This is a genomic window from Bacillus cereus group sp. MYBK222-1 (assembly GCF_051916425.1).
Classification (GTDB): domain Bacteria; phylum Bacillota; class Bacilli; order Bacillales; family Bacillaceae_G; genus Bacillus_A; species Bacillus_A paranthracis.
The window spans coordinates 35,487-61,421 of record NZ_JBQAGP010000010.1 but is presented as its reverse complement, the minus strand read 5'-3'; the positions used below and the strand labels follow the sequence as shown (position 1 = coordinate 61,421).

Sequence of the window (25,935 nt, the reverse complement as noted above, 5' to 3'; positions counted from 1 at the left end):
AAAAAGGTGAACGAATTTACTCGTTCACCTTTTAGCTCGCTTTAAAGCCCCCACCAAGTACATCACGTACATCATGGATAACGACGAAAGCATCGTCATCTACTCGACTAATAACTTGCTTTAACTTAACAAGCTCTTGTTTATTAATAACAACATATAAAACTTCTTTATTTTTACCAGTATATCCACCGCGCCCTTCTAATACAGTAACGCCGCGTGTCATGTTTTTCGTAATAGCCTCACGTATTAACTCTGGTTGATTTGAAATAATTGTAACAGCCGTTTTTGTGTCCATTCCTTCTACAATGAAATCAATTACTTTCGCTCCGATGAATACTGCAACAAGTGTGTACATCGCTTTTTCTTGCCCTATTATAAATACGGAACCAGCAATTACAACGATATCAATAATAAGTACACCTTTACCGACGCTCCAACCTAAATATTGATTTGCTAACCGTGCTAAAATTGCCGATCCCCCTGATGTACCTCCAGCTTTGAACATACAGCCTAATCCGATACCGACAAATACACCAGCAAATAGTGCCGCTAATAAAGTATCACTATTTACATGATACTCAATATGTTCCGTAACATATAAAAACAAAGATGTTTCTACAATCCCTAAAATTGTATAAACCATCGTTTTCTTATCAAAAAATTTATAACCAACAGCTAGTAAAATTGCATTTATAGCAAAGTTCACAACCCCTGGTGACCAATCAAATAAGTAGTACGTAACAACCGTTAAACCAATAATTCCACCTTCCGATAAACGGTTTGGAATTGCAAAGTAATTAATACCAATTGCGAATAATAATGAACCAATTGTAATTAGTGTTATTTCCTTTATACGTTGATTAACCATAGTTCATACCCTCCCCCCATTTGACATTGTATCACTATCTCCTAGAGGTTTAGAAGTTGTTTTTATTCCGCATTTTACCTCATAAAGACCAGGATATTATGTTTAAACAGAGGGGTGATTAATTATTCACATTTGCTCTAACTATACGGACAAATTGCTCCACATTCCCCTTCTGAATATACTTAGCTCGGATGGTTTCATGATTACAAATAAATTCGAAATACGGGCGAAAAACTATGCTATCTATATGCAAATATGAGTACTCTTTAAATGTTGAAGGATAGTATGGAAATTTTCCGTAAAACAGGAGACGTCTAGTAGTCGCAACAAAAATCCCATGTTGATAACATAACGTGAAATGATCCTTCTCAAAAACCCCCACCACAAAGGCTAAAACATTTTCGTCATTCCCTAAAAACTTTTTTATACTTAATAAAAGTTCATTCATGCATTTCCCTCCAAATACTATTTTTGAAAAGAATCCATGGATTATTACAAACCGGTTTAACCCCTTTATAAAGTATGAAACGCGTTTCCTGTCAAAGGTATTTCAAAAAATAATCCGTTATGCACTTATACACATAACGGATTAAAACTACACTGTAGATCGCTCCACAAGTTCATATGGAATTTCCACCTTTTCTTGTTTAGAACTTTCAGCATTTGTTTGCCGATAAAACATTTCAAAGGCTTTTTTACCTATTTCCTTTAAATTTTGATCAATAGTTGTAAGTTGTAACACTTGCGAAATAGGTTGGTTATCAAATCCAATAATCGCTAAGTCTTCAGGAACTTGAATACCTAATTTTTCAGCTTCTGTCATAACCCCAATCGCAACTTCATCTCCTGCTACTATTAATGCTTCAGGAAGATGCTGCATCTCCTTTAATTTATGAGCCACTCTCACACCATCTTCTAACGTAAAACATTCTGTGAAAATCCATTCTTCATTCACTTCTTCATCTATAGATTGCAATTGACGCTTATACACATCAAAACGCTTTTGACTACTCGGTCCTAGCTTTCTCCCCGTGCAATAACCAATTTTTTTATAACCTTTTTCAATAAGATGATTCATTCCTAGCTGGAAAGCTGCCGAATGATTTGTATATACACTTGAGATATTTGAAATATCATTGTCTTCACAAGCAATGATTGTGCCGTATGAAGCATACGGTTCTATCATTTCCCAATCATTTGCACGTGAACAAATAATAAGGCCATCTAATTGTTTCGTTTTTAACATATGTAAACTTTTCATTTCTTCTTTTTTATTATAGTTTGTTTGGCAAAGTAGCACCTTGTAGTTATGAGTTAACGCTCCCTCCATCATTCCCCCTACCATTGCATCGAAGCTCGGGTGATTAATGTAAGGGAGAATTACACCAACAATATTCGTCTTTCCTTTTGATAAATGAACAGCATTTGCGTTTTGTGAGTAATTCAACTTCTCAACTATCTCTATAACCGCTTTCCTTTTTTCTTCACTTACATACGGATGATCATTCAATACTCTCGAAACAGTCGTAACTGAAACTCCCGCCATCTTTGCAATATCTTTAATATTAGCCATACATTCACCTCTACTTTTAAATTAATAAATTCCATGAACATATGTCAAACCTTCTCATCATTACACCTTCATTCATTTTCCTTACAAAAGTGTAATTTCCCTGTAAGCTAATTCGATAGTTACTCTCTGCTATTTTTCATACAATTAAGTCAGAAACAGGGCAACCATTATTCGAAAAGGAGCGGATTTATATGATGAACAAAATGAAATCAAACAATTTTTTAAATACAATGAGCATGGTATTTTCCGCTCTTATCGATGCAAAAGCTGTTGCTTCTACATTAAACAAGTAAGGAGAATATATTATGAATAACATCACTTTTAACAAATTAGATTTTTTAGGACTGGCTAGTGGCTCGATTCTTCTTACTGCTTTTATTTACGCCACTACGCTTGTATAAATTTTGTGTCCCCTTTCCCCTTTATCCCACTTTAATGGGCAGTAAGACCCCCACCTCAAAATTCAACGAAAGCAAAGAAGTTAGGTAGGGGATCAACTGCCCATAAAAGTCCGATTGGTGAGGGCTAATAATCAGCGGGGGATGAAGACCCCCCACTGATTAAAGTTTCACTTTATTATAAATAGTAATAGAAAAGACGACCGTCTATGCCCGGTCGTCTTTTCTTACTTTTGATTTGATTCCAAAGCCTCCTTTAGCTCCTCAAACTTCTCATTTAATTGGTCGGTCATCATTTTCATAGCTGTTTTCCGATCTATTTGTTCTTCAGCATCAATTTGAATCGGATCTCCAAAAATCAATTGTGCCTTTTTCCCCTTTATTAATTCTTTTACACTTGATGGACCAACATAAGCTGCTGGTATTAATGGAACGTTAGAACGCATCGCAATTGTCACAGCACCAGCTTTTAACGAAACATCTTCTGTCGATCTCGTTCCACTTGGGAAAATCCCTACCACTTTTCCTTCTTTTAATAAACGCGATGGAATTTTAAGTGTACTCGGTCCTGGATTTGCACGATCTACAGGGAATGCATTTACATTTTTAAAGAACCAATTTTTGAATTTCCCTTCAAATAATTCTTTTTTGGCCATGTAATGAATCTCTGTTGGGTACATCCCTGTAGCTAACATTAATACATCCATAAAACTTGTATGTGTACACGCAACAACATACGGGCCACCTTCTGGTAGCTTTTCTCTTCCTTGCACTTCTACTTTCCCAGCTGTTTTAAATATATATTTCAACAAAAATGTAATTGGTTTATACATTGGTTTCGTTCCTTTCTGAACATCCGAAGTATAGTCATTTTCTCACCTCAATTATAACACTAAGTTATAGGAGTTGGTAATAAAAATGAGTATTAATTGTTAAATTTCAATTCTTACAAAAGTGTAATTTTCTTGTAAGCTAATTCGATAGTTACTTCTTGCGATATTTCATACAATTAAGTCAGAAACAGGGCAACCATTATTCGAAAAGGAGCGGATCAATATGATGAACAAGCTGAAAACGAACAATATTTTAAATACAATGGGCATGGTATTTTCCGCTCTTATCGATGCAAAAGCTGTTGCTTCTACATTAAATAAGTAAGGAGAATGCATCATGAATAACATTACTTTTAACAAATTAGATTTTTTAGGATTAGCTAGCGGCTCTCTTCTTCTTACTGCTTTTATTTACGCTGCTACGCTTGTATAACTTTGTGTCCCCTTTCCCCTTTATATAGAAAAAGACGACCGTCTATGCCCGGTCGTCTTTTTAAATGTTTCTTTCTTTTAACTCTTTTAAAAGCTCTATCATTTCAGCTTGTTGTTTTATCTTCTTACGACCATTTCGATTAATTGCTGCAAGCTCACAAGCAACTCCGACGGCAAAGAAAAACAATAAACTTTCTAACATGTAAAATCCTCCAATTGCCTATTAAACAGCTTGACGTAATTGCTCTTCTTCTAAAATTCTCTTGTTGATATTTTCTTCTTTCCTCTGACAAACATTATTACGAATAAGTGCAGCAATAACAAGTAAAGTCCCTACAATATCAAACATTGTTATTTGATATCCTTGCATCATCATAATAACTAAGGTTGTAATTGGTACAAAATTAATAAATAAAATCCCATTAATGGACGATAAAATTTTCACACCGTAATTCCAAGCTAGTAACGCTACTATCCCTGGTAATGTCATCATAAATAATAAATCGTATTTCACAATAAAAATCGTTCCCATACTCGGAACTGAAACATATCCAAACGCCGTTATAATTATCGTTATAATTCCTGTAACAGTCGTACCGAATACACACGTCAACGTAGAATAACGTAATGTTGACCAATCGCTACACGTTTGACCACCCATCGTATAAATAACCCAGCCCACAACTCCAACAAATATACATGCTAGCGAAAACATGTTATCTTTCAATGTTAAAAAGAAACTCATATCACCTTTTGTAATAACAAATACAGCCCCTATAAAAGCGATAATCATGCTCGTTATCATATATTTTTTCGGTTTTACATGCTTATATCCCCATAAAATACAAATAGAAATCATCGGCATAAGTGCTTCCATAATGGAAGCTACCATCACACCTGATTTTCCCATTAACATTTGACCTAAAAATACAAGTACATTATATACAGTAAACGCCATCGTTCCAAAAAAGACGAGTAACTTTCCTCTTCCCTCTAAACGAAATGCCCGTTTTCCTTCTTTCATTAACAACAATACAATCAGCATTATCGCCACCGCTCCATAGCGAATAAGCGAAAAATAAAATGGATCTATGTATTCTAACGCATGATCAGCAACTGGAAACATTGCTCCCCATGACATACTTGCAATTAAACACGCTAAAGCGCCTATTATCATTTGACCTTTTCTCACCGCAATCCCCCACTTCTTTCTATTTGCACAAAGAGAATTGTAAAAGAAAAAATATATCACGTAAAATGATTCGAAATGATGTTAACTATCATTTATAATGATAGTTAACATCAAGGAGGATCGTATTATGGAATTAAGAGATTTACAAATCTTCCAAAGCGTTGCTGACCAAGGTAGTGTAAGTAGCGCAGCAAAGGAATTAAATTACGTACAATCAAATGTAACAACGCGTATTAAACAACTGGAGAACGAGCTGAAAACACCGCTCTTTTATCGTCATAAACGAGGCATGACTTTAACAGCTGAAGGAAGAAAAATGCTCGTTTATGTTAATAAAATTTTGCAAGATGTTGAGGAGCTAAAACAAGTATTTTTAGATAGTGAAACACCCTCTGGCATATTAAAAATCGGTACTGTCGAAACAGTAAGTACATTACCTACCATTTTATCTTCTTACTATAAAAGCTATCCGAACGTCGATTTATCATTACAAGCAGGTTTAACAGAAGAATTAATTAGAGAAGTACTCGATCATCAATTAGACGGTGCTTTTATATCAGGGCCAATAAAACATCCCCTTATTGAACAATACGATGTTAGTACAGAGAAATTAATGCTTGTAACACAAAATAAAGCTTTTCATATAGAAGAATTTACAACAACGCCTTTACTCGTTTTTAACCAAGGATGTGGATACCGTTCCAAACTAGAACGATGGCTGAAAGATGAAGGTTTGCTACCAAAAAGAATTATGGAATTCAATATATTAGAGACAATATTAAACAGTGTTGCACTCGGCCTTGGAATTACACTCGTACCACAGTCTGCTGTCCATCATCTTTCTAAAGCAGGTAAAGTGCATTGCCATGCAATCCCTGAAAAATACGGTAGTATTTCAACGGTTTTCATACGCCGTAAAGATAGCTATATGACAAATTCAATGCGTAGCTTTTTAAAAACAATCGAAGAGCACCACCACATTAATATGCTTTGAAAGACATTCTTACACGAATGTCTTTTTTTCTTACAAAAGTGTAAGTCTTCCGTAAGCTAATTCGATAGTTGCCGGCGATCATATTTCCTATAATTAAGACATACAGCAGGGCAACAACAATTCGAAAAGGAGCGGATACGCATGATGAACAAAATGAAATCAAACAAATTTTTAAATATAATGGGCATGGTGCTATCCGCACTTGTCGATGCAAAAGCTGTTGCAACTACATTAAACAAATAAGGAGAGATTATAATGAACAACATTACATTTAACAAATCAGACTTTATCGGACTTGCAAGTGGAGCGACTCTTCTTACAGCTTTCATTTACACACTTGCTAAAGGTCTTGTTTAACACTTTGTTTCCCCAAACCCCTTTATATATAGAAAAAGCTGCTCGTCTTATAGACAAGCAGCTTTTTAGTTTGTTTCATATATAGTTTGACCTGTTTTCGTCATATCATATCCGCCAATCGCTTTTAGTTCATTATGAAATTCTTCCGATTGCAGAATGTCTTTTACAACTTCGATCAGCTTTTCATTTTCTTTATTCTTCAAAATCACTAAATCATACTGCTCTTTCATAATTGGAATAAAGTCTACATTTACAATTTGCGAAAACTTTTCTGATCCTACTCCCACATCAGCTTTCCCATTCGCGACTTGCGTCGCAACACCAAGATGGTTCGATTCTTCCCATTCATATCCACTAATACGTTCTTTATTTAAATTTTGAATGCGCAATTGTTCATCAACTAACACCCTAATACCAGAACCCTTTTCTCGATTTATAAATCGTATAGATGATTGAGATAAATCAGCCCATGTTTTTATATTTTTAGGATTCCCCTTTTGCACATAAAACCCAACGTTCCTTGCTAATAAATTAATCATCGTACATGGTTGTCCTACTAAAATACGTTTTACGTAAGGAACATTATATGTACCCGTTTCGCCATCAAACAAATGCAAGCTAACGATACTTCCTTCTCCTTGATACATTTTTACTAGGCTCGTTAAACTACCTTGATATGCCCTTAATATATTTGAACTTGGCAGGCGATTTTCTATACGTTTTGCCAACATGTCTAACGTTAGTTCTTGTCCACTAATAATACATGTATTCGAGATACTATTACTGTCATTCTTTACAGAAGTAACTTGTACGTTACCTGTTTTCATTTGCTTAATATATTGTTCTAAATCTGCTGCATCAATGCGCATCTGTCTACCAATTCTATAAGAAGGCAGTTCTCCTTTTTTAATTAAATCGTATACAGTTAATTTTGATACTTTTAATCGCTTCGCTACTTCTTCCGTTGTGTAGGAATGATGATCCATAGACGATTCCTCACTTTCTTTCTTCATTGTAACAAAGAAAAGAATATTTCTCCTATATTTTAAAAATAACTACATCGTTCAAATTATATTCAATTATAACTAGTTATATTTAGTTATATTTAGTTATAATTAATTATGTCAAAACGAAAGGGGATTTTTTATGAATAAGTTTACATTACAATCCATCGGGGCACTTATCCTTTCTTTTCTTCTTATATTTAGTGTTGCATGTACAAGCGGAGAGAAGAAAGAGAAATCAACCGCTAAAGAAGGAAAAACAGTTGAACTTACTATATCAGCAGCTGCAAGCTTACAAGATGCGCTAAAAGAAATTGAAACAAAATATAAAGAAAAAGAACCTAATATTAAACTTTCTTTTAACTTCGGCGCTTCTGGTGCACTTCAACAACAAATCGAACAAGGTGCACCTGCTGATTTATTCTTCTCAGCAGCCGAAGATAAATTCCAAACTCTCGTTAAAAAAGGATTCATTAATGAACAAGAGGGGAAAAATCTCCTTGGAAACGAACTCGTTCTAGTCGTCCCAAAAGATAGTTCTCTTACAAAAATTCAAGATTTAAAAGATGAAAAAATAAAAAAAATCGCACTTGGTACACCTGAATCTGTACCTGCGGGAAAATACGCAAAAGCTTCTCTCACACATGAAAATCTTTGGAATGACATTCAAAATAAAGTCGTATTTACAAAAGATGTTCGCCAAGTGTTAACATATGTAGAAACAGGTAATGTTGATGCTGGTATTGTATACAAAACAGATGCTCTTATTTCAAACAAAGTAAAAATTGGTGAGACAGCAGCGGCTACTTCTCATGAGCCAATTCACTATCCTTTAGGTGTTATAAAAGAATCTAAACACAAGAAAGAGGCGACTTCATTTTATGAGTATTTGCAGTCAAAAGATGCACAATCTATCTTTAAAAAATACGGATTTACAGTCCTATCATAATTGCCATGAGCTTTGATACTATTTTATCACCAATCTTTCTATCTTTACGAGTAGCTGCATGTGCCACCATTATCGTTACCATTTTAGGAACGATAATCGGACGAGCGCTAGCACGCTCCTCATGGAGATATAAAGTAATATTAGAAACTATTTTCTTACTACCAATGGTACTTCCGCCAACTGTAATCGGCTTTTTTCTCATTATCATTTTTGGAAATAACAGTCCTATTGGAACGTGGATAGAATCAATATTTCAGCAATCTATTATGTTCACATCTACTGCTGCTATCATTGCTTCTACAGTTGTTGCATTTCCGCTTATGTACCAATCAGCAAAAACAGGATTTTCTATCGCGAATGTACAAATTGAAGAAAGTGCTCGTGACCTTGGTGCAAGTGAATATCAAGTTTTTCTACACGTCACACTTCCGCTTGCATTTCCTGCCTTACTAAGTGGAATGATTTTGAGCTTTGTTCGTGCGCTTGGTGAGTTTGGTGCTACGCTCATGTTTGCCGGAAACATTCCTGGTAAAACACAAACTATCCCAACTGCCATTTACATGGCGATTGATGCAAGTAATATGCAGCTCGCCTGGACACTAGTAGTTATCACTATTAGTATGTCCCTCCTATTTTTGCTATGTATTCAGCTTATTAATAAAAGAATTACTAACTCTTAAGGCAGCTCTTTTTGAAGCTGCTTTTTTATTTCTTAGGAAATAAAAATATACCACCGGGAAATAACTGAATTTTAAATTTTATTTAAATATACATTCTATTTGAATTTACTTTCTAAAATAGGCAATTTCCTGTTATTATATGGAGGTGTTTGAAAAAATGAAGAAATGAAAACGCATTTATATCTTGAATTCTTCATCCTGTTTTAGCGATCGGTAATCTTCTACTCTAGTAGTGGGGCATTACCGATCGTTAGAACGATATGTAATTATATTGGTATAGCAAAACGAAGGGAGTCTTGTAATGGACATTTTATTAGCGCTTCTTCCTGCAATTGCATGGGGAAACATCTTATTAGTAAGCGTAAAAATGGGCGGTGGTGCATATAGCCAAACGGTAGGTATGACAATCGGTGCTCTATTCTTCGCAACAATTATGTATGTATTTACTCAACCAGCTTTAACAATGACAATCTTGATTGTTGGTTTTATTTCAGGTTTATTCTGGGCTTTAGGACAAGTAAACCAATTAAAAACAGTTGAAAAACTAGGCGTTTCAACTACTGTAACAATTTCTACTGGTATGCAACTTGTTGCAACTTCTATCTTTGGGGTTATCGCTTTCCGTGAGTGGACTACTACTACAACGATCATTCTGGGAACGATTGCAATCCTATTAATCGTAGTTGGTGTTGTATTCACATCATTAGATGATAAAGAAAATGCTCAGCCACCAGGACAATTGAAAAAGGGACTTCTTACTTTAATTGTTTCTACTTTTGGCTATCTTGTATATGTAATTATTATTCGTTGGTATAACATCGATGGTTGGTCTGCTATTTTACCACAAGCAGTTGGTATGTTTGTTGGTGCGGTTGTACTGACATCTAAACATAAACCATTTAACAAATATGCAATCCGTAACGCTTTATCTGGTTTACTATGGGGAACTGGAAACTTATTCTTACTTCTTTCATTACCACGTGTCGGAGTAGCAACAAGCTTCCCATTATCTCAAACTGGAATCGTTATCTCAACATTTGGTGCGATTGTCTTCTTAGGCGAAAAGAAAACGAAACGTCAATTGATCTTTATTGCACTAGGTAGTGTTTTAATTATCGGCGGCGCTGTATTACTTGGTATGACAAAAGCATAAACTTATAAATTATTAATCTCTGAAGCAGTTATGCTTCAGAGATTTTTTATTACAACTGTTTTTTAAGTATAATAATTTTTATAACCTTATTTGTATTAAACCTCTTCCCTCCATTTTCATCCTTCTCACAATAAGCCTTTTCTTTTTACAAAATTCTCTTAAAAATGGTATCGTTTTTTATAACATATCTCCACTAGAAAGGAATAGAGGATATGCTAACTAAACATCGAATTCTATTTATTGGTGCTGGTCGTATGGCAGAAGCTATATTTTCCGGATTACTTAAAACAAGCAAAGAATACATCGAAGAGATTATCGTTTCTAACCGAAGTAACGTAGAAAAGCTAGATCAATTACGAGCGCGATATAATGTGTCTACTACAACAGATTGGAAGCAACATGTTACATCTGTTGATACGATTGTTTTAGCAATGCCGCCTTCTGCACATGAAGAATTATTAGCAGAGTTATCTCCGTTACTATCGAATCAACTTGTCGTAACGGTAGCTGCCGGCATCGGCCCATCTTATTTAGAAGAAAGACTTCCTAAAGGAACGCCTGTTGCTTGGATTATGCCAAATACAGCTGCTGAAATTGGTAAGTCTATCTCCTTATACACGATGGGACAATTCGTAAACGAGACTGATCAAGAAACCCTGCAATTGCTTTTAGGGGGCATTGGTACTTCGCAACTTTGTACCGAGGAAGAAGTTCATCAACTTACTGCAGTTACTGGAAGTGCACCAGCCTTCCTTTATTACTTTGCTGAAAGTTTAATTGAAGCAACAAAAAGTTATGGAGTCGATGAAGCAACCGCAAAACACCTTGTCATTCAAATGATTTCTGGCTCTGCTTCTATGCTTGAACAAACACAAGATCCAGCTAACCTCCGTGAACAAGTAACAACGCCAGGTGGTTCCACAGCTGAAGGTCTCAAAGCTTTATATGAATATAATTTTTCAGAGGCAATTCAAAAAGCAGTAGAAGCAACAAACAAAAAAGCTAGGGGGAAATAATATGAATTTAACAAGTTTAAAAGACTATACAACATTACATAACGGTGTAAAAATGCCTTGGTTCGGTTTAGGTGTTTTTAAAGTAGAAGATGGTTCAGAAGTAATTGAATCTGTAAAATCAGCAATTAAAAATGGTTACCGCAGTATTGATACTGCAGCAATCTATCAAAACGAAGAAGGCGTTGGACAAGCAATCCGTGAATCAGGTGTTGCACGTGAAGAATTATTTATTACATCAAAAGTATGGAATAGCGATCAAGGATATGAAACAACACTTCAAGCATTTGAAACTACATTAGAAAAATTAGGTCTAGAATATTTAGATTTATATTTAGTACATTGGCCTGTAAAAGGAAAATATACTGAATCATGGAAAGCGTTAGAAAAGCTTTATAAAGATGGCCGTGTTCGCGCTATCGGTGTGAGTAATTTCCATATTCACCACTTACAAGACGTATTTGAAATTGCTGAAATTAAGCCAATGGTCAATCAAGTGGAATACCACCTACGTTTAGCACAAGAAGAATTACACGATTTCTGTAAAGAACATAATATCCAGCTTGAAGCTTGGTCACCGTTAATGCAAGGACAACTACTAGATAATCCAACGTTGCAAGAAATTGCGAAAAAATATAATAAATCAACTGCGCAAATTATTTTACGCTGGGATTTACAAAACGAAGTTGTAACAATTCCCAAATCAATTAAAGAACATCGTATTATTGAAAATGCAAACATCTTCGACTTTGAATTAAGTGCTGATGATATAAAAGCAATTCAAGCTTTAAATGAAGATCGTCGCGTTGGTCCAGATCCAGATAACTTTAACTTCTAGTAGAAAAACCACTGCCATATGCAGTGGTTTTTCGTTAAAGAAAACTGAAAATTTAAACTATATTTCATTCAGTTGACACTTCATCATCCAAGGTGTAAGATTTTGAATTATCAAAGAAACACAAAAATTAATAAAGTTTATTCGTTTACTCATTGTATCAAGAGAGGTGGAGGGACTGGCCCTTTGAAACCTCGGCAGCAGGTTCATTTTTGAATACTGTGCCACTTCCTGCAAGCTTTATAGCTTGAAAGATAGAATGAGGGACTTCGTTTATATACGGGTGCATAACTTGTACGTAAAAATCCCTCTTTCTCAATATGAAAAGAGGGATTTTTTATTTTTCATTTCCCTCATCATCATCCAAACTTAATTATTTAGGAGGAAAATCAAATGAAAAAGAAGTTTGTACCCGGTATTGCATCAGTTGTAGGAGTAAGTATTTTATTAACTGGTTGCGGTAGTTATAAAAACGAAGCAAGCGGAGCAAATGCAAAAGACGAGGCGCCTAGTAAACAGGTTTTAAACTTATCTTCACCTACTGAAATACGAACAATGGATACAGCTCGTGCTACAGATACTGATTCTGGTCAAGTAATGAGAAACGTATTTGAAGGTTTGTATAACCTTGGTGAAGGTAATAAACCTGTCCCTGGTGTTGCAAAATCTCATGAAGTAAGTGGCGATAAAACGAAATACACATTCCACCTGCGAGATTCAAAATGGTCAAACGGTACTCCTGTTACAGCGAAAGATTTTGTCTTCGCTTGGCAAAGAGCTGTCGATCCAGCAACAGCCTCTGAATATGCATTTCTATTCTTTGATATTAAAAATGCAACAAAAATTAACAACAAAGAACTTCCAGCCGACCAACTTGGTGTAAAAGCAGTTGATGACCATACGTTTGAGGTAGAATTAGAGCGTCCTGTTCCTTATTTTATTAGCTTAACAGCGTTCCCAACATTTCTACCAATTAACGAGGAATTCTTTAAAAAACAAGGTGATAAGTACGCTTTAGAAGACAATACAATCTTGTACAACGGCGCTTTTACACTAAGCGATTGGAAGCATGAACAAAGCTTTAAATTCAAGAAAAACCCTACCTATTGGGATAAAGATACTGTCAAACTAGAGGAAATCAATTTTAACGTCGTAAAAGAAAAATCAACAGAAGTAAACTTATTCGAATCAAAACAATTAGACCGTATAAAATTAACATCTGATTTCGTTGATAAATATAAAAAGGATGCAAACTTTAAAGAACGCCCGAACGTAGGCGTACAATTTTTACGTATGAATCAACAAAACAAAGTACTGCAAAACGTTTCTGCACGCCAAGCAATTGATCAAACAATTGATCGAAAATCCTTTGTAAATACGTTATTAAATGATGGCTCTACACCAACCTTTGGTCTCGTTCCAAAAAACTTTGCAAAAGGGCCTGATGGAAAGGACTTCCGTACTATAAATGGAGATTTAACTAAAGTTGATACAAAATCTGCACAAGAGTTATGGAAAAAGGCAAAACAAGAGCTTGGTTCTGAAAAGATTACATTAGAATTATTAACGAGTGATGCTGACCTTGATAAGAAAACAGGTGAGTTCTTAAAAGGACAACTAGAAAAGAATTTAGATGGATTAACAGTAAATGTGAAACCACAACCACGTAAACAACAAGTTTCACTTTTATTAAAAGGTGACTATGAAATCGGTATTGATGGCTGGAGCCCTGACTTTGCTGACCCAATTACATTCCTTGAATTGTTTACAACGAATAACCCTTACAACTTAGATCATTACTCTAATAAGGAATTCGATGAAACAATTGAAAAAGTGAAAACGACTTTAGCTGGTGATGAAAAAGCTCGCTGGGAAGCATTACTAGCATCTGAAAAAATATTATTTAAAGACTCTGTTATCGCTCCCCTTTACCAAAAAGGCGAATCTTATTTAGAACGTTCTTATGTGAAAGGAATTGTGCAAGTAGACTTTGCAGGTCAATTAAACTTCAAATGGGCACAAATTGAAAAATAAAAGGCAAGCTGAATCGATATTTTTCTATCTACAGTAATTATTTTATTAAAAAAATGTATTAAAAGCGGATTCTCAATAAGAGGAAATCCGCTTTTTTAATATATTATTTTAAAAAATTAATGCTCAACTTTTTATTATTGACATATAGTTCTCTCCAGTGTTAATATTCTAAACAATCAAAGAAACGAAATATTTCACCATCATAATATAACGTCTACTACGTCGAAGCATATAATGATAAATTATAGTTCAACATGTATATACATATAGAACACCTGATTACCTACATGTACATATTTATAATAGGTTTTCTCTTCTTCTATAGATACACTTCAAAACATGGACATTATGACGTTACGAAACAACACATTTAGGGAGGAACGAACAATGAAGAAAAAAGTTGTACCTGTTGTTGCATCTGTTTTAGGGGCAAGTCTATTACTAACTGCTTGCGGGGGAAATAAAGATAACGCAAGCGGAGCGAAAGCAAATGATAAAGCACCTGATAAACAAGCAATTAACTTATCATTTGCTTCAGAAATTCCAACAATGGATGTTGCAAAAGCAACGGATGGGGAATCCATGAACGTAATGCGTAATGTTTTTGAAGGGTTATATGCAATGGGAGAAGATAATAAACCGATTCCTGGTGTCGCTGAGTCGGTTGACGTTAGTCCCGATAAAACGAAATATACATTCCATCTGCGTGATTCAAAATGGTCAAACGGTACTCCTGTTACAGCAAAAGACTTTGTCTTCGCTTGGCAACGTGCCGTAAACCCTGATACAGCAGCTGAATATGCATTCTTATTCTTCGATATAAAGAATGCGAAACAAATAAACCAAAAACAATTGCCGATTGATCAACTAGGGGTCAAAGCTATTGATGACAAAACATTAGAAGTACAACTAGATCGTCCTGTTCCCTACTTCTTAAGTTTAACGACATTCTCAACATTCTTACCAATTAATGAAGAGTATTTAAAGTCTCAAGGCGATAAATACGGTTTAGAAACAAATCATTTAATTTACAACGGTGCCTTCACATTAGATAACTGGAAACACGAGCAAAGCTTCCAACTGAAGAAGAATCCTAACTATTGGGATGCTAAAACGGTGAAATTAGAAGAAATCAACTTCAATGTCGTTAAAGATAAGTCTACAGAAGTTAATTTATATGATTCAGGACAAATTGATCGCGTTGCTTTAACTGCGGAGTTTGTTGATAAATATAAGGGCGATCCAAACTTCAAAGAACGCGCTGAAGTTGGCATTCAATTTTTACGACTCAATCAAAAAAATGAAACATTAAAAAATCAACATGCACGCCTTGCTATTAACGGAGCAATGAATAAGAAAGCATACGTAGAAACAATTTTAAATAACGGCGCTGTTGCAGCTGAAGGAATGGTTCCTGCGAAATTTGCAAAAAGTCCTGATGGCAACGACTTCCGTAAAGAAAATGGAAATCTAGTGAAAGATGATGTGAAAACAGCGAAAGAAAACTGGAAAAAAGCGAAGCAAGAACTGGGTACTGACAAAGTAACAATTGAACTCTTAACAAGTGATAATGCTTTAGCTAAAAAGACTGGTGAATATTTAAAAGGTGAACTAGAAAAGAACTTAGATGGATTAACAGTAAATTTAAAACCACAACCACGTAAACAACAGTTAAAACTACTGTTAAGTGGTGACTATGAAATCGGTATTGATGGCTGGGGCCCTGACTTCGCTGATCCAATTACATTCTTAGATTTATTTACAACAGATAGTGCTTACAACTTCGATAAATACTCTAACAAAGAGTACGATGAGCTAATTCATAAAGTAAAAACAGATTTAGCTGGTGATGAAAAAGCTCGCTGGGAAGCAATGAAGCAAGCTGAAAAAATTCTATTACAAGACGGTGCTGTCGCTCCTTTATACCAACAAGGTCGTTCTTACTTACAACGCTCTTTCATTAAAGGACTTGTAACAACTGACTTCGGTGGTGAGTTTAACTACAAGTGGACAGAAGTTGCAAAATAATAAGTGCTAATAAAAAGGTATCCCACCGAGGATACCTTTTTATTTTATGCTTCTTTAACTACAGAGCTTCTTCTTCCCTTTACCATTCCTTTTATGGCTAAAGTCATCACTGCTACTGATTGTGTAACCAATACAATAACTAATAATGAAATAATATTTCTCTCTAAACTAACTCCTCCAAATATTATTGTATAATAGCCATTCGCTGCATATGTTGCAGGAAATAATCCGCCGATTGTTTGATATGTTTTAGAAAGCATCTCATGTGGGACAATTACACCGGAACTTACAAGTTGTAACGATAGTGAGATAATATTAAAAATCATACCTGCGTTTCCAAACACAGTTAGAAACATTTGTGTTAATGAAAGAAATGCGAAGAAGACTATTGCTTGAAACACCCATATACTCCATACCGTTTCGTGCATCTCAATTTGGAAGCCTTTCATCAAACCAATTGTAATACATGCAAGTAAAATCGATACTGTACCGTTTATAATTTGTCTTGATAAGAAATTACTCCAACTGCCCTTTACTTCTTTTGCAACTTTTGATAATTCCATACTCATTATCATTGCTCCTACAAATGAAGCTAATACGATCATTAGCGGTACCATATTCACTGAAAATCCTTTTGCATCATTTACTTTATGAACTGTAAAACCAATTGAATCTTCAGTTAACCCTTTTATCACTTCTACATTCTCATGTCCTACAGCTTGTAGCTTTCCGACAATCACTTGTTTCTTATAACTTGCTACCTCTTTATTTACATTATCTCGAATTTGTTTTGCAGCTCCTTCCATCATTTGCTTTGCCATCATGGCATTCGCTTGATTAATGTGGAAGTTTAAATTTGATTTTCCTGTTTCATTTATATCTTTTGAAAAAGAAGCAGGAATTTCAATAATCATATTGTACACATGGTCATTCATTTCTTTGTTTGCTTTTTCCACAGAATGTTCTGCCCTCACTTGAAATGGTAAATTTCTCTGTAAGCCTTCTGCTATTTTACTCCCTATATTTGCATCCTCATTCACAATAGCAATACGCATTTGATCTGCTCGTTCATTCACTCCATCATATGCCGTTAACCACACGCAAAAGAAAATAAGTTGGAATGATAGCGCTACGATCATTCCTACATACGTACCTGGTCTTTTCAAAAACTGTTTTAATGTATCCATCTTCCCGCTCTCCCACTCAGCAAGCAAGTACATGCTTGCATTTTATTTTAAATAAATACTAGGGTCTTAATGCCCTAGCATATAAAACAATATTATTTTCAATAAATTTCTCATCATCAACTTCTGTCAGGCGATCGGCAAAACGTAATTTAGATAAGAAATATCCAAAATTAATCCAGATAAAGTTCATTACTTGCGCTTCAATATTTGTATCAATAATGTTTCCTTTTTCCTGCATTTTTGCAAAATAGATACTTAATTCTTCTTTTAGTCCTTGTGGTATTTTAGCAATTTCCCCGTCTAATTCAGGAAATTCTCCAGCCTCACGTATACCAATAGCAATAATATCTTTTACCCCATCTAAAAAATTATGATAATGCCTTGCTAAGTTCTTTAAATCCGTTTCTAATTCCCACACAATTTCTGTTTGTAAAAACTGCTTTAAATGCGGTACATATGAAAATTCAGCAACCGCAGCTTCAATAACACCCTTCTTACTTTTAAAATTGCGGAATATCGTTACTTCATTAACACCAGCACGCATTGCAATTTCTTTCGTTGTCGCTGCTGTATATCCTTTTTCTTTCACTAATTCAATCGCTGCTTGAATAATTTTTTCTGCTGTCTTTGAACGCGCCATAAAACCCTCTCTTCCTCATGCAAGTGATCACTTACATTTAGATTATATAACTTTTCTAATAATTGTCAATAATCCTTTCTCCCTTCTTTTTGCACGGAACCAAAACTCATCATAAATATAAACACAAACATCAAATATGTTCTCCACGTCAAAGAAGGTATATGCCCTGACCAAAGATAGCTAACTAAATAATTAATTCCCATAATACAAGACGATATTACTAAACTAATACTTATTAGTTTTACATATTTGAGCATATCTTTTCTCCTTTTTTTATTTTTCTAATTCTTCAAATTGTAGATTCACTGGTTCTTCTAAGAGTGTTTCATAAAAGTTCTCTGCCAAATCTGTTGTAGGAATTTTTTCATCTACTTCATCAAATCGAATACTATCTAGCCACACATAACCTTCTCCTGATAATAAAACACCAAATGCAATACCAAGCGCTCCTTCTTTTATATCTAATACAACTGAGTACGATTGCCAATTATTCGTATTTTTAATGGGACGATTTTGCATATTATCCATAGCAAGCGGTTCTGTCTCTTTTCCATCTACTCGCATCCACAATCCTGCCCAATCTCTTACATTTTCACTCTTAACAAATGCTGTAAAACGTAATCTCTTCCCTACATATTTATCTGCTCTGAACATTTGCATTAATGTTGAAAATCCTCCGTGCGTAACATTCTCTTTTGCTTTTATGTATGCAGATACTTTCCCTTGATGGACAACTTCATAATCTAAACCCATCTCATATTCAGCAGGATGACTTCCACTTAAGATCCATCCTTTCGGTATACCTTTTTGCATTGAAACACCCTCTCTTTCTATATAAAATGACTGGAAGTACTTTCGATATTTCTTTGGTGGCAATTGAAACATTCTTTTAAAAGCTCTCGTAAATGCCTCTTGTGAGGAAAAACCATATTGCATTGCAATATCAATAACTGCTCTTTCAGTCGATACTAAAGTCTGCGCAGCATGAGTTAACCTTCTCTTTCGAATATAATCCGTTACACTCATCCCAACATATCTTTGAAAGATACGATGAAAATGGTACATCGATACTGCACTGTAAGATGCCACTCTTTCTGTTGTAAGCTCCTCATGTAAGTGATTCTCTATATATTCAATTGATTTTTTTATTATCTCTTTATACTCTTCATGCATTTTAGTCCCTCCCTCACAACTTCAATTTACCATATACATACAAATCGTTTTTGATTTAAATTGCGGATTAGCCCTTATGACTACAGAATAATAATTTATTTTCAACACATACATAATTACATGTTTTTGGGAAAAACTTGTATAGAACGAATTTACATAAGGAGGAATTTATAATGAGAACTCTACTATCAGTTTTATTAGCTCTTATGCTAGTACCTGCATTAACAGGATGTAAAGCTCCTGCAAAAGAAGATACAACTTCTAATAAAAAGACGACTGAAGAAGCAAAAAACGAGGCTCCTGCAGATTTAAAACTAAACTTCAATGAATTCGATTTAAAGGCAGACTACCAAGATACAAAGAAAGACTACGAAGCAGACTATAAAAATGTAGCAGCTGATAAGAAAATGGAAGCAAAAATTGAAGATCATAAAGCAGATGTAAAATTAACAGGAGACGAGGCTATCACAAAATTAAGCCCACTTCTACAAGAATTAAAATTTGATAAAGATACTGCTGACCAAGAAGTAATCGATCAAGTAGTGAACGTGTTCAAACTTGATAAAGACTATCAAAAATTTGATTTAGAAGTTGTCTTCTCTGATGGAACGAAAAAAGAATATAAAAGAGAAATAAAATAAAGAAGTAGGCAGTTGCCTACTTCTTTATTTTATTTTTTAGCATATCGTAAACTTGGTTGAGATCCTACGTAGTATTCTAATCCAGATACAGATGACTTTTGTAAATAAGAGTCTGTTGGGAATACAAGTGGGATTAAAGGATATTCTGTAAACATAATATCTTCTGCTTGATGTAATAAGTCAAAGCGTTTATTTTCATCTTGTTCTAATTTTGCTTGATTAATTAAATTATCAAAGTCTTTATTAAACCATTTCGCATAGTTATTTGGTCCATCACCTGCATAAATTTCTAATTGAGCAGCTGGATCTAATGTAGATCCTCCCCATCCCATATATGCGATTTGGAAGTCACTTTGTTTGTACATATCAATATAACTTTTCCACTCTTTACCTTCTATCTTTACGTCTACACCAAGATTTTTCTTAAACATTTCTTGAAGTGTTTCAGCTATTTTTTTCTTATCTGAATATTTCACCGTTACTTCTGGAAGTGTAGTCCATCCTTCTTCCTTCATTCCTTCTTCTAATAGATTCTTAGCTACCGCAGGATCATATTTAAAATAATCACCCTTCTCTTTACGGAAGTCACGACCACCTTCTGTTTTTGCTCCTTCTGGAACAAATCCATATGCTTCTTTTGCATTATTCTTTAATATTTTCTCTACGATAAACTTACGATCTACAGCTAATGCAAAGGCTTTACGAATTTTAGCATTTGTAAATGGTGGTTTCTCTGAATTAAATGAGTAAATATGAGTTGAGTAGTCTTGCATTTTTTTAAACTCTTTATTGTTTTGTTCTTTTTCAACTAAATCCGTTGGTATGTTAGATAATAAATCTAATTCTCCAGATTTATATAATTGATACGCTGTTTTACCTTCAGGAATAATACGGAATTCGATTTCTTTTGATGCTACTTTTTTATCATGGAATTCTTTATTTTTTTCTAAAATAATCGCTTGATTATGCTTCCATTCTTTCAATGTGAAAGGACCATTTGTAATTAATTCTTTTGGATCTACTTTTAGTTTACCTTTTTCGTCAATAGATTTTTTATTAAGTGGAATATATAACGACTGGGCTAATGTTCGCTTAATAGATGTTACCGGATGTTCAAATTGTAGCTTTAAAGTTACATCATCTACTGCTTGAATTCCTACTGCATCTTCTGCACCTTTCCCTGTATTAAATGCTTCTCCACCTTTAATGAAATAGAGTTCAGTTGCATTCATAGAACCCGTTTTAGGATTTAATATTCTCTTCCAAGCAAATTCAAAATCTTTTGCTGTTAATGGAGAACCATCAGACCATTTCAATCCTTTTTTCAAATAGAATGTATACTCTTTTCCATCTGCCCCAGCTTCCTCTTTCTCTACTAAATCCTTTTCAAACTTCCCATCCGTTGTCTGTCTATACAAAGTTGCAAATAAGTGCTCAATTACATAATTAGAGTTATTATCTGTTGAAATCGCTGAATCTAACGTGTAAGGATCACTACCGAGATTCGTTACAAAACGGTCTCCTTTACTAGCACTTGCTTTTGAAGTATCTTTCTTACCGCAAGCGACAGAAGTAATTGCTAATACGGTCATAATGACAAATAATAAAAACTTCTTCATCTTCCATTCCCCTTTAACCTGAAATTTTTGGTGTAGATGCTAATAATGTTTTTGTATAAGAATGTTGTGGATTACGGAATACTTCATCCGTATTTCCAAATTCAACAAGTTCTCCTTTATATAAGACAGCCACTTTTTCACATAAATAGTGAACCATTGGCAAATCATGCGCGATAAATAAATATGTATAGCCTTGTTCCTTTTGAATTTTTTGCAACAGATGTACAACTTGAATTTGAAGTGAAACATCTAACGCTGAAATTGGTTCATCAAGAATCAATACTTCTGGCTCACATAATAAAGCTCTTGCAATAGCAATACGTTGACGTTGCCCTCCGCTAAATTCGTGCGGATAGCGATCGATATATCGTCTATCTAATCCCACACGTTCTAGCGCATCACCTGCTACTTTATCCTTTAATCCTTTATCACCTAAACCGAATGAAATATAACCTTCCGTTACGCTATCGCGTACTTTCCAGCGCGGATTTAATGCAGCTGTTGAATCTTGAAAAATAAACTGTACTTTCTGTAAGAAATCACGTTTATGAGCTGCCTTCAGCTTGTGAACGACTTGACCGTTATAATCAATTTCACCAGACGTTGGGCTCTCAATCCCAGCTATGAGCTTACCAAGTGTTGTTTTTCCTGAACCACTTTCTCCAATAATGCCAAGCGTTGTGCCTTTCGGGATCGCAAGCGATATGTCTTTTAACGCTGCGATTTCTTTATTTTTACTTCCATACGTTTTCGTTACTTGCTTTACAGTAATTAAATCTGTCGTCATGAGGCATTCACCTTCTCTTTTGATTTCGCTTTATTATGCTCCAGAACATGTTGCCAGCAATGTGAACTATGCTCCCCAGAATATGTTGTTCTCTCTGGGAAACGATGAATACATTCTTTTATCGCTACTGGACAACGATTTACAAAAGGACAACCAAAGCTATTTAACGTCTCAATGGAAGGTGTCGTCCCTTCTATTGCACGTAATACTTTTTCGGAATCATCCATATTGGGAATTGCTTGTAATAAGCTTTTTGTGTATGGATGTTTAGGAGAACCTATCACTTCCTCTATCGTTCCTTTTTCAACAACACGTCCTCCATACATCACAACTACTCGATCCGCTACTTCACGTACAAGTGCCAAGTCATGTGTAATTAATAAAATACTTGTGTTTTGTTTTTCTTTCCGCTCTTTTAATAACCCCATAATTTGTTTCTGAATTGTTACATCTAATGCCGTTGTAGGTTCATCTGCAATAACGAGTTTTGGGTGGCAGGCAAATGCAATTGCTAAACAAATACGTTGTCTCATACCTCCGCTTAATTGATGTGGGTACTGTTCAAAGCGTTTCTCTGCTTCATGTATTCCTAAATCATTTAATAAGTTAATTGCAATTTCTTTTGCCTCTTTTTTCGATTTCTTTTCGTGCTGCAAAATCACTTCTGTAATTTGCCTTCCCACCTTCATCGTTGGATTCAAAGATGAAAGCGGATCTTGAAAGATAAAAGAAATATCTTTCCCACGAATTTGATTCCATTCTGATTCTTGTAACTTAGTTAATGCCTTTGATTCGAAAGATATATTTCCATCATCAATTTGAATTGATTCTTGATTTAAGCCGATAATAGCTTGTGCTGTAACACTTTTCCCTGAACCACTCTCTCCTACAAGTGCAACAATTTCACCTTCGTTAATAGAAAAGGAAACATGTTTCACAATTGCTTGCTTACTATTCTCTTTTTCAACGGCTAACGTTACGTTTTCTAAAGATAAAAGCTGTCCCATGTCGTTTCTCCTTTCGATTCCGTTTTACGATTTTCGGATCAATTGCATCTTGCAAACCATCACCAATTGCATTAAATGCGAACATAATAAGCGCAATCATTAGTGATGGGAAGAAAAGTTGCCACCATTCTCCGCTTAATAATGTCCCAAGCGCATCATTCGTCATTGTCCCCCAGCTTGCTGCTGGTGATTGTACCCCGAGTCCAATGAAGCTTAAAAATGATTCTGAAAAAATAGCTGCTGGAATTGTAAATGATAAATTTACGATAATAATACCTGTTAAGTTCGGAATGATATGTCCGTATATAATTTTCATATGTGATGTACCTAATCGCTCCGCTGCAATAACAAATTCTCTTTGCTTTAAAGATAAGACTTGTGCCCTAACGAGACGTGCCATACCAATCCAACCTGTTAATGCAAGGGCGATAATAATTGTAAAAAGTCCTGGTTTCATAATGATTAGTAATAAAATTACAATTAATAAATATGGAATACCGTATAATATTTCAATCCCTCGTACAATCCACTCATCTATTAACGTTCCAAGGCGATTACGCCCTCTCACATATCCACTAAATCCTCCAATTAGCACACCAAGTCCTATATCAAGAACAGCTGCTACTAATCCAACTACTAACGAAATCTTCCCACCAGCCCAAGTACGCGCCCAAATATCTCTTCCCAAATCATCTGTTCCGAACCAATGCTCACTACTAGGTGGTAAATTTGTCGCCTCTTTTACTTGTTCACTCGCAGTGAAAGTGGTTAAACTTTCACCGATAAGAGAAAAAATAATAATGAGTAACAATGTCACCGTTCCTAGAACTGCGATTGGATTTGATACAAACTTACGGAACACTTCTTTTTTTCTGCTAATTGCTTGCTGATCTTTATTTATCGTTAATTCTTTTTTCTCTTCATTTGTCAATAACTGTTTATTAATTTCATAAGCACCCATTTAAATATCCTCCCTCCTTACGTAATAGAACGAATACGCGGATCAACAATACGATGAATAATGTCTGTAATGAAAATACAAAAAATTAATAATGCACTATAGAAAATCGTTGTCCCCATAATGACTGGATAATCTCGGTTAAAAATACTATCTACAAAATATTTTCCGAGACCAGGAATTGCAAAGATTTTTTCAATAATAAAAGTCCCCGTTAACAACCCAGCCATTAACGGCCCAACAAATGTAAGCACTGGAACAATTGCATTTCGAAGAGCATGTCTTATAATAATTTTCTTAATCGGTATACCTTTCGCTCTCGCTAACTTAATATAATCACTCTGCAGTACTTCGATCATATTAGAGCGAACAAATCTTGTAATCACTGCGATTGGTCCTAACGCTAATGCAAAGGATGGCAATACTGTATGTTCAAATGTACCCCAAGAGGCTACTGGTAAGAGCTCGAATTGAATAGCAAATATTTGTATAAATAGTGGTGCTAAAATAAAACTCGGAATAGAAATACCGAGGATGGCAAGTAAACTTACACCATAATCAATTACCTTCCCATGATAGAGAGCAGCAAATGTACCTGCAGCAATTCCGACTAGCAATGAAATAATAAGTGCTTGTAAACCAATAATTGCTGATGGACCAAAGCCAGTTGTTATGATTTCTGATACACCTTGCCCGGTTGATTGAACAGATTCACCAAAATCAAAATGAACTACGCCGTCTAAATAAGCAACATATTGATTCCATAACGGTTCATCAAGGTGATACTTCGCTCTCATATTTTGCACAACTTCCTCCGGAAAGATCTTTGCATCTGATGAAAATGGATCTCCCGGAATAATATGCATAATTAGAAATGTCACTGTCGTAATAACCCATAGTGTGAACAAAATAACCGATAATTTTTTAATTACATACATTCCAATAACCCCCTAAACACATATATTTACTTAGTTTTATGAACGTGCTTTTTCCATTACTCCCTTTCTCTTTTTAGAATACAAAAAGCCTTGATCTTAAAAAATAAGATCAAGGCTTAATAAACAAAGGCCTATCACTTATCTTTCAAGACTTGCTTGCTGGAATTAGCACGGTGTTCCTATTACAGAACCCGCTGCTGAGGTGTCATAGGGCCAGTCCCTCTACCTCTCTGGATAAGTAAATTGCTATTTTATTATTTGGTTCAAATTGTATATTTCGAATTATAATTCTGAAAAAATGAAAAGTCAATCAAATTGGATATATTTAGAAAAATCAGTTTTTAATAGTGTGTTTATCTAAATTACAGTTTTTCGCCTATAATAAAAAAAAACGATATGAAAGGAGTTATATGATGGATCCCTTACTTCTAGCAACTATAGGATTACCATTAACAATCGTTATACTTGTTATCATTGGATTTTATAAACTTTTCATTAAAAAGAAAAGCATTACCTCTTTTTACACCCCCTTTGATAATATTACCGGGCAAACTATTTCCGAATTTCACGAAGAACAGAAGGTATTAGTATCCGAGGATGAAGACGGCGATCGTAAGAAGAAAAAATAACCTTGCACAGGCA

The 25,935-nt window shown here is 34.8% G+C and carries 29 protein-coding genes and 2 riboswitches; of the genes, 13 read left to right on the top strand and 16 right to left on the bottom strand.

The annotated features are described in order from the left end of the window. Window positions 1–31: 31 nt before the first annotated feature. From ACTFR9_RS25885 to ACTFR9_RS25875, 3 genes are all read right to left on the bottom strand, one after another. On the bottom strand, window positions 32–868 hold the full coding sequence (locus ACTFR9_RS25885) for a YitT family protein (RefSeq protein WP_000248051.1): 837 nt from the start codon (window positions 866–868) through the stop codon (window positions 32–34). Window positions 869–986: 118 nt separating this feature from the next. Continuing rightward, complete coding sequence (locus tag ACTFR9_RS25880) at window positions 987–1,316, bottom strand: PH domain-containing protein (RefSeq protein ID WP_001004212.1); 330 nt, start codon at window positions 1,314–1,316, stop codon at window positions 987–989. Between the two features lie 147 nt (window positions 1,317–1,463). Then, complete coding sequence (locus ACTFR9_RS25875; RefSeq protein WP_001273908.1) at window positions 1,464–2,441, bottom strand: LacI family DNA-binding transcriptional regulator; 978 nt, start codon at window positions 2,439–2,441, stop codon at window positions 1,464–1,466. A 305-nt stretch (window positions 2,442–2,746) separates the two neighbouring features. Here ACTFR9_RS25875 and ACTFR9_RS25870 point away from each other — a divergent pair, with 305 nt between their 5' ends. Further along, the gene (locus ACTFR9_RS25870) at window positions 2,747–2,842 is read left to right on the top strand and encodes a DUF3948 family protein (protein WP_001060001.1); all 96 of its coding nucleotides are present in this window, start codon (window positions 2,747–2,749) and stop codon (window positions 2,840–2,842) included. A gap of 224 nt (window positions 2,843–3,066) precedes the next feature. On the opposite strand, the gene ACTFR9_RS25865 is transcribed toward ACTFR9_RS25870, so the two are convergent. Then, window positions 3,067–3,672, bottom strand: coding sequence for a lysophospholipid acyltransferase family protein (locus tag ACTFR9_RS25865; protein ID WP_000277774.1), 606 nt, complete (start codon window positions 3,670–3,672; stop codon window positions 3,067–3,069). A gap of 337 nt (window positions 3,673–4,009) precedes the next feature. On the opposite strand from ACTFR9_RS25865, the gene ACTFR9_RS25860 reads away from it, so the two are divergent. Continuing rightward, the gene (locus ACTFR9_RS25860) at window positions 4,010–4,105 is read left to right on the top strand and encodes a DUF3948 family protein (RefSeq protein WP_001060007.1); all 96 of its coding nucleotides are present in this window, start codon (window positions 4,010–4,012) and stop codon (window positions 4,103–4,105) included. 60 nt (window positions 4,106–4,165) lie between these two features. Here ACTFR9_RS25860 and ACTFR9_RS25855 read toward each other — a convergent pair whose 3' ends face one another. Then, window positions 4,166–4,306, bottom strand: coding sequence for a YrzO family protein (locus tag ACTFR9_RS25855; RefSeq protein ID WP_000894066.1), 141 nt, complete (start codon window positions 4,304–4,306; stop codon window positions 4,166–4,168). 21 nt (window positions 4,307–4,327) lie between these two features. Further along, a complete protein-coding gene (locus ACTFR9_RS25850; protein WP_001225438.1) occupies window positions 4,328–5,296 on the bottom strand; it encodes a DMT family transporter in 969 nt (322 codons plus the stop codon). 127 nt (window positions 5,297–5,423) lie between these two features. Here ACTFR9_RS25850 and ACTFR9_RS25845 point away from each other — a divergent pair, with 127 nt between their 5' ends. Together ACTFR9_RS25845 and ACTFR9_RS25840 are read left to right on the top strand one after the other, a co-directional pair. Further along, window positions 5,424–6,290, top strand: coding sequence for a LysR family transcriptional regulator (locus ACTFR9_RS25845; protein WP_000423059.1), 867 nt, complete (start codon window positions 5,424–5,426; stop codon window positions 6,288–6,290). Between the two features lie 255 nt (window positions 6,291–6,545). Then, the gene (locus tag ACTFR9_RS25840) at window positions 6,546–6,647 is read left to right on the top strand and encodes a DUF3948 family protein (RefSeq protein ID WP_001060016.1); all 102 of its coding nucleotides are present in this window, start codon (window positions 6,546–6,548) and stop codon (window positions 6,645–6,647) included. A 65-nt stretch (window positions 6,648–6,712) separates the two neighbouring features. Here the strand turns inward: ACTFR9_RS25840 and ACTFR9_RS25835 are convergent, their stop codons facing one another. Then, window positions 6,713–7,660, bottom strand: a complete 948-nt coding sequence (locus tag ACTFR9_RS25835) for a helix-turn-helix transcriptional regulator (protein WP_000712212.1) — start codon at window positions 7,658–7,660, stop codon at window positions 6,713–6,715. Between the two features lie 133 nt (window positions 7,661–7,793). Here ACTFR9_RS25835 and modA point away from each other — a divergent pair, with 133 nt between their 5' ends. From modA to ACTFR9_RS25800, 7 genes are all read left to right on the top strand, one after another. Continuing rightward, a complete protein-coding gene (modA, locus tag ACTFR9_RS25830) occupies window positions 7,794–8,600 on the top strand; it encodes a molybdate ABC transporter substrate-binding protein (protein WP_001032220.1) in 807 nt (268 codons plus the stop codon). A gap of 5 nt (window positions 8,601–8,605) precedes the next feature. Further along, window positions 8,606–9,280 carry a molybdate ABC transporter permease subunit gene (gene modB, locus ACTFR9_RS25825; protein WP_001996525.1) on the top strand — a complete coding sequence of 225 codons (675 nt, stop codon included), beginning with the start codon at window positions 8,606–8,608 and terminating at the stop codon, window positions 9,278–9,280. Window positions 9,281–9,581: 301 nt separating this feature from the next. Beyond that, window positions 9,582–10,433, top strand: a complete 852-nt coding sequence (locus tag ACTFR9_RS25820; protein WP_000353544.1) for a GRP family sugar transporter — start codon at window positions 9,582–9,584, stop codon at window positions 10,431–10,433. A 212-nt stretch (window positions 10,434–10,645) separates the two neighbouring features. Continuing rightward, window positions 10,646–11,449: a pyrroline-5-carboxylate reductase gene (gene proC / locus ACTFR9_RS25815; RefSeq protein ID WP_000956262.1), complete on the top strand. Its 804-nt coding sequence runs from the start codon at window positions 10,646–10,648 to the stop codon at window positions 11,447–11,449. Between the two features lies 1 nt (window position 11,450). After that, entirely contained in the window at window positions 11,451–12,284 is an 834-nt protein-coding gene (locus ACTFR9_RS25810; RefSeq protein ID WP_440049037.1) for an aldo/keto reductase, read from the top strand. Between the two features lie 151 nt (window positions 12,285–12,435). Continuing rightward, window positions 12,436–12,542: riboswitch (SAM riboswitch) on the top strand. 132 nt (window positions 12,543–12,674) lie between these two features. After that, the gene (locus ACTFR9_RS25805) at window positions 12,675–14,315 is read left to right on the top strand and encodes a peptide ABC transporter substrate-binding protein (RefSeq protein ID WP_000726476.1); all 1,641 of its coding nucleotides are present in this window, start codon (window positions 12,675–12,677) and stop codon (window positions 14,313–14,315) included. A gap of 387 nt (window positions 14,316–14,702) precedes the next feature. After that, window positions 14,703–16,343: a peptide ABC transporter substrate-binding protein gene (locus ACTFR9_RS25800; protein ID WP_000731078.1), complete on the top strand. Its 1,641-nt coding sequence runs from the start codon at window positions 14,703–14,705 to the stop codon at window positions 16,341–16,343. 44 nt (window positions 16,344–16,387) lie between these two features. Here the strand turns inward: ACTFR9_RS25800 and ACTFR9_RS25795 are convergent, their stop codons facing one another. The 4 genes from ACTFR9_RS25795 to ACTFR9_RS25780 all read right to left on the bottom strand — a co-directional run bounded on the left by ACTFR9_RS25795 (window position 16,388) and on the right by ACTFR9_RS25780 (window position 19,343). Next, on the bottom strand, window positions 16,388–17,530 hold the full coding sequence (locus ACTFR9_RS25795; RefSeq protein WP_000380244.1) for a YhgE/Pip domain-containing protein: 1,143 nt from the start codon (window positions 17,528–17,530) through the stop codon (window positions 16,388–16,390). Between the two features lie 58 nt (window positions 17,531–17,588). Further along, window positions 17,589–18,170 carry a TetR/AcrR family transcriptional regulator gene (locus tag ACTFR9_RS25790; protein WP_000124366.1) on the bottom strand — a complete coding sequence of 194 codons (582 nt, stop codon included), beginning with the start codon at window positions 18,168–18,170 and terminating at the stop codon, window positions 17,589–17,591. 65 nt (window positions 18,171–18,235) lie between these two features. Continuing rightward, a complete protein-coding gene (locus tag ACTFR9_RS25785; protein ID WP_000922549.1) occupies window positions 18,236–18,427 on the bottom strand; it encodes a hypothetical protein in 192 nt (63 codons plus the stop codon). 16 nt (window positions 18,428–18,443) lie between these two features. Beyond that, window positions 18,444–19,343 (bottom strand): helix-turn-helix transcriptional regulator, encoded by a 900-nt coding sequence (locus ACTFR9_RS25780; RefSeq protein WP_000544209.1) that lies wholly within the window; start codon window positions 19,341–19,343, stop codon window positions 18,444–18,446. Between the two features lie 173 nt (window positions 19,344–19,516). On the opposite strand from ACTFR9_RS25780, the gene ACTFR9_RS25775 reads away from it, so the two are divergent. After that, window positions 19,517–19,984: a YusW family protein gene (locus tag ACTFR9_RS25775; RefSeq protein ID WP_001259643.1), complete on the top strand. Its 468-nt coding sequence runs from the start codon at window positions 19,517–19,519 to the stop codon at window positions 19,982–19,984. 29 nt (window positions 19,985–20,013) lie between these two features. On the opposite strand, the gene ACTFR9_RS25770 is transcribed toward ACTFR9_RS25775, so the two are convergent. Genes ACTFR9_RS25770 through ACTFR9_RS25750 form a run of 5 tightly spaced genes read right to left on the bottom strand, consistent with a single transcriptional unit; the run spans window position 20,014 to window position 25,293 of the window. Next, entirely contained in the window at window positions 20,014–21,603 is a 1,590-nt protein-coding gene (locus tag ACTFR9_RS25770; RefSeq protein ID WP_000714093.1) for a peptide ABC transporter substrate-binding protein, read from the bottom strand. 13 nt (window positions 21,604–21,616) lie between these two features. Next, complete coding sequence (locus ACTFR9_RS25765; protein ID WP_000205665.1) at window positions 21,617–22,390, bottom strand: ABC transporter ATP-binding protein; 774 nt, start codon at window positions 22,388–22,390, stop codon at window positions 21,617–21,619. Continuing rightward, on the bottom strand, window positions 22,387–23,397 hold the full coding sequence (locus ACTFR9_RS25760; protein ID WP_076856213.1) for an ABC transporter ATP-binding protein: 1,011 nt from the start codon (window positions 23,395–23,397) through the stop codon (window positions 22,387–22,389). Before ACTFR9_RS25760 ends, ACTFR9_RS25765 begins: the two co-directional genes overlap by 4 nt. Continuing rightward, on the bottom strand, window positions 23,354–24,358 hold the full coding sequence (locus ACTFR9_RS25755; protein ID WP_000501542.1) for an ABC transporter permease: 1,005 nt from the start codon (window positions 24,356–24,358) through the stop codon (window positions 23,354–23,356). Before ACTFR9_RS25755 ends, ACTFR9_RS25760 begins: the two co-directional genes overlap by 44 nt. 17 nt (window positions 24,359–24,375) lie before the next feature. After that, entirely contained in the window at window positions 24,376–25,293 is a 918-nt protein-coding gene (locus ACTFR9_RS25750) for an ABC transporter permease (protein WP_076856214.1), read from the bottom strand. Window positions 25,294–25,428: 135 nt separating this feature from the next. Continuing rightward, window positions 25,429–25,534: riboswitch (SAM riboswitch) on the bottom strand. A 172-nt stretch (window positions 25,535–25,706) separates the two neighbouring features. On the opposite strand from ACTFR9_RS25750, the gene ACTFR9_RS25745 reads away from it, so the two are divergent. Then, the gene (locus ACTFR9_RS25745; RefSeq protein ID WP_000371392.1) at window positions 25,707–25,922 is read left to right on the top strand and encodes a DUF3951 domain-containing protein; all 216 of its coding nucleotides are present in this window, start codon (window positions 25,707–25,709) and stop codon (window positions 25,920–25,922) included. Window positions 25,923–25,935 lie beyond the last annotated feature (13 nt).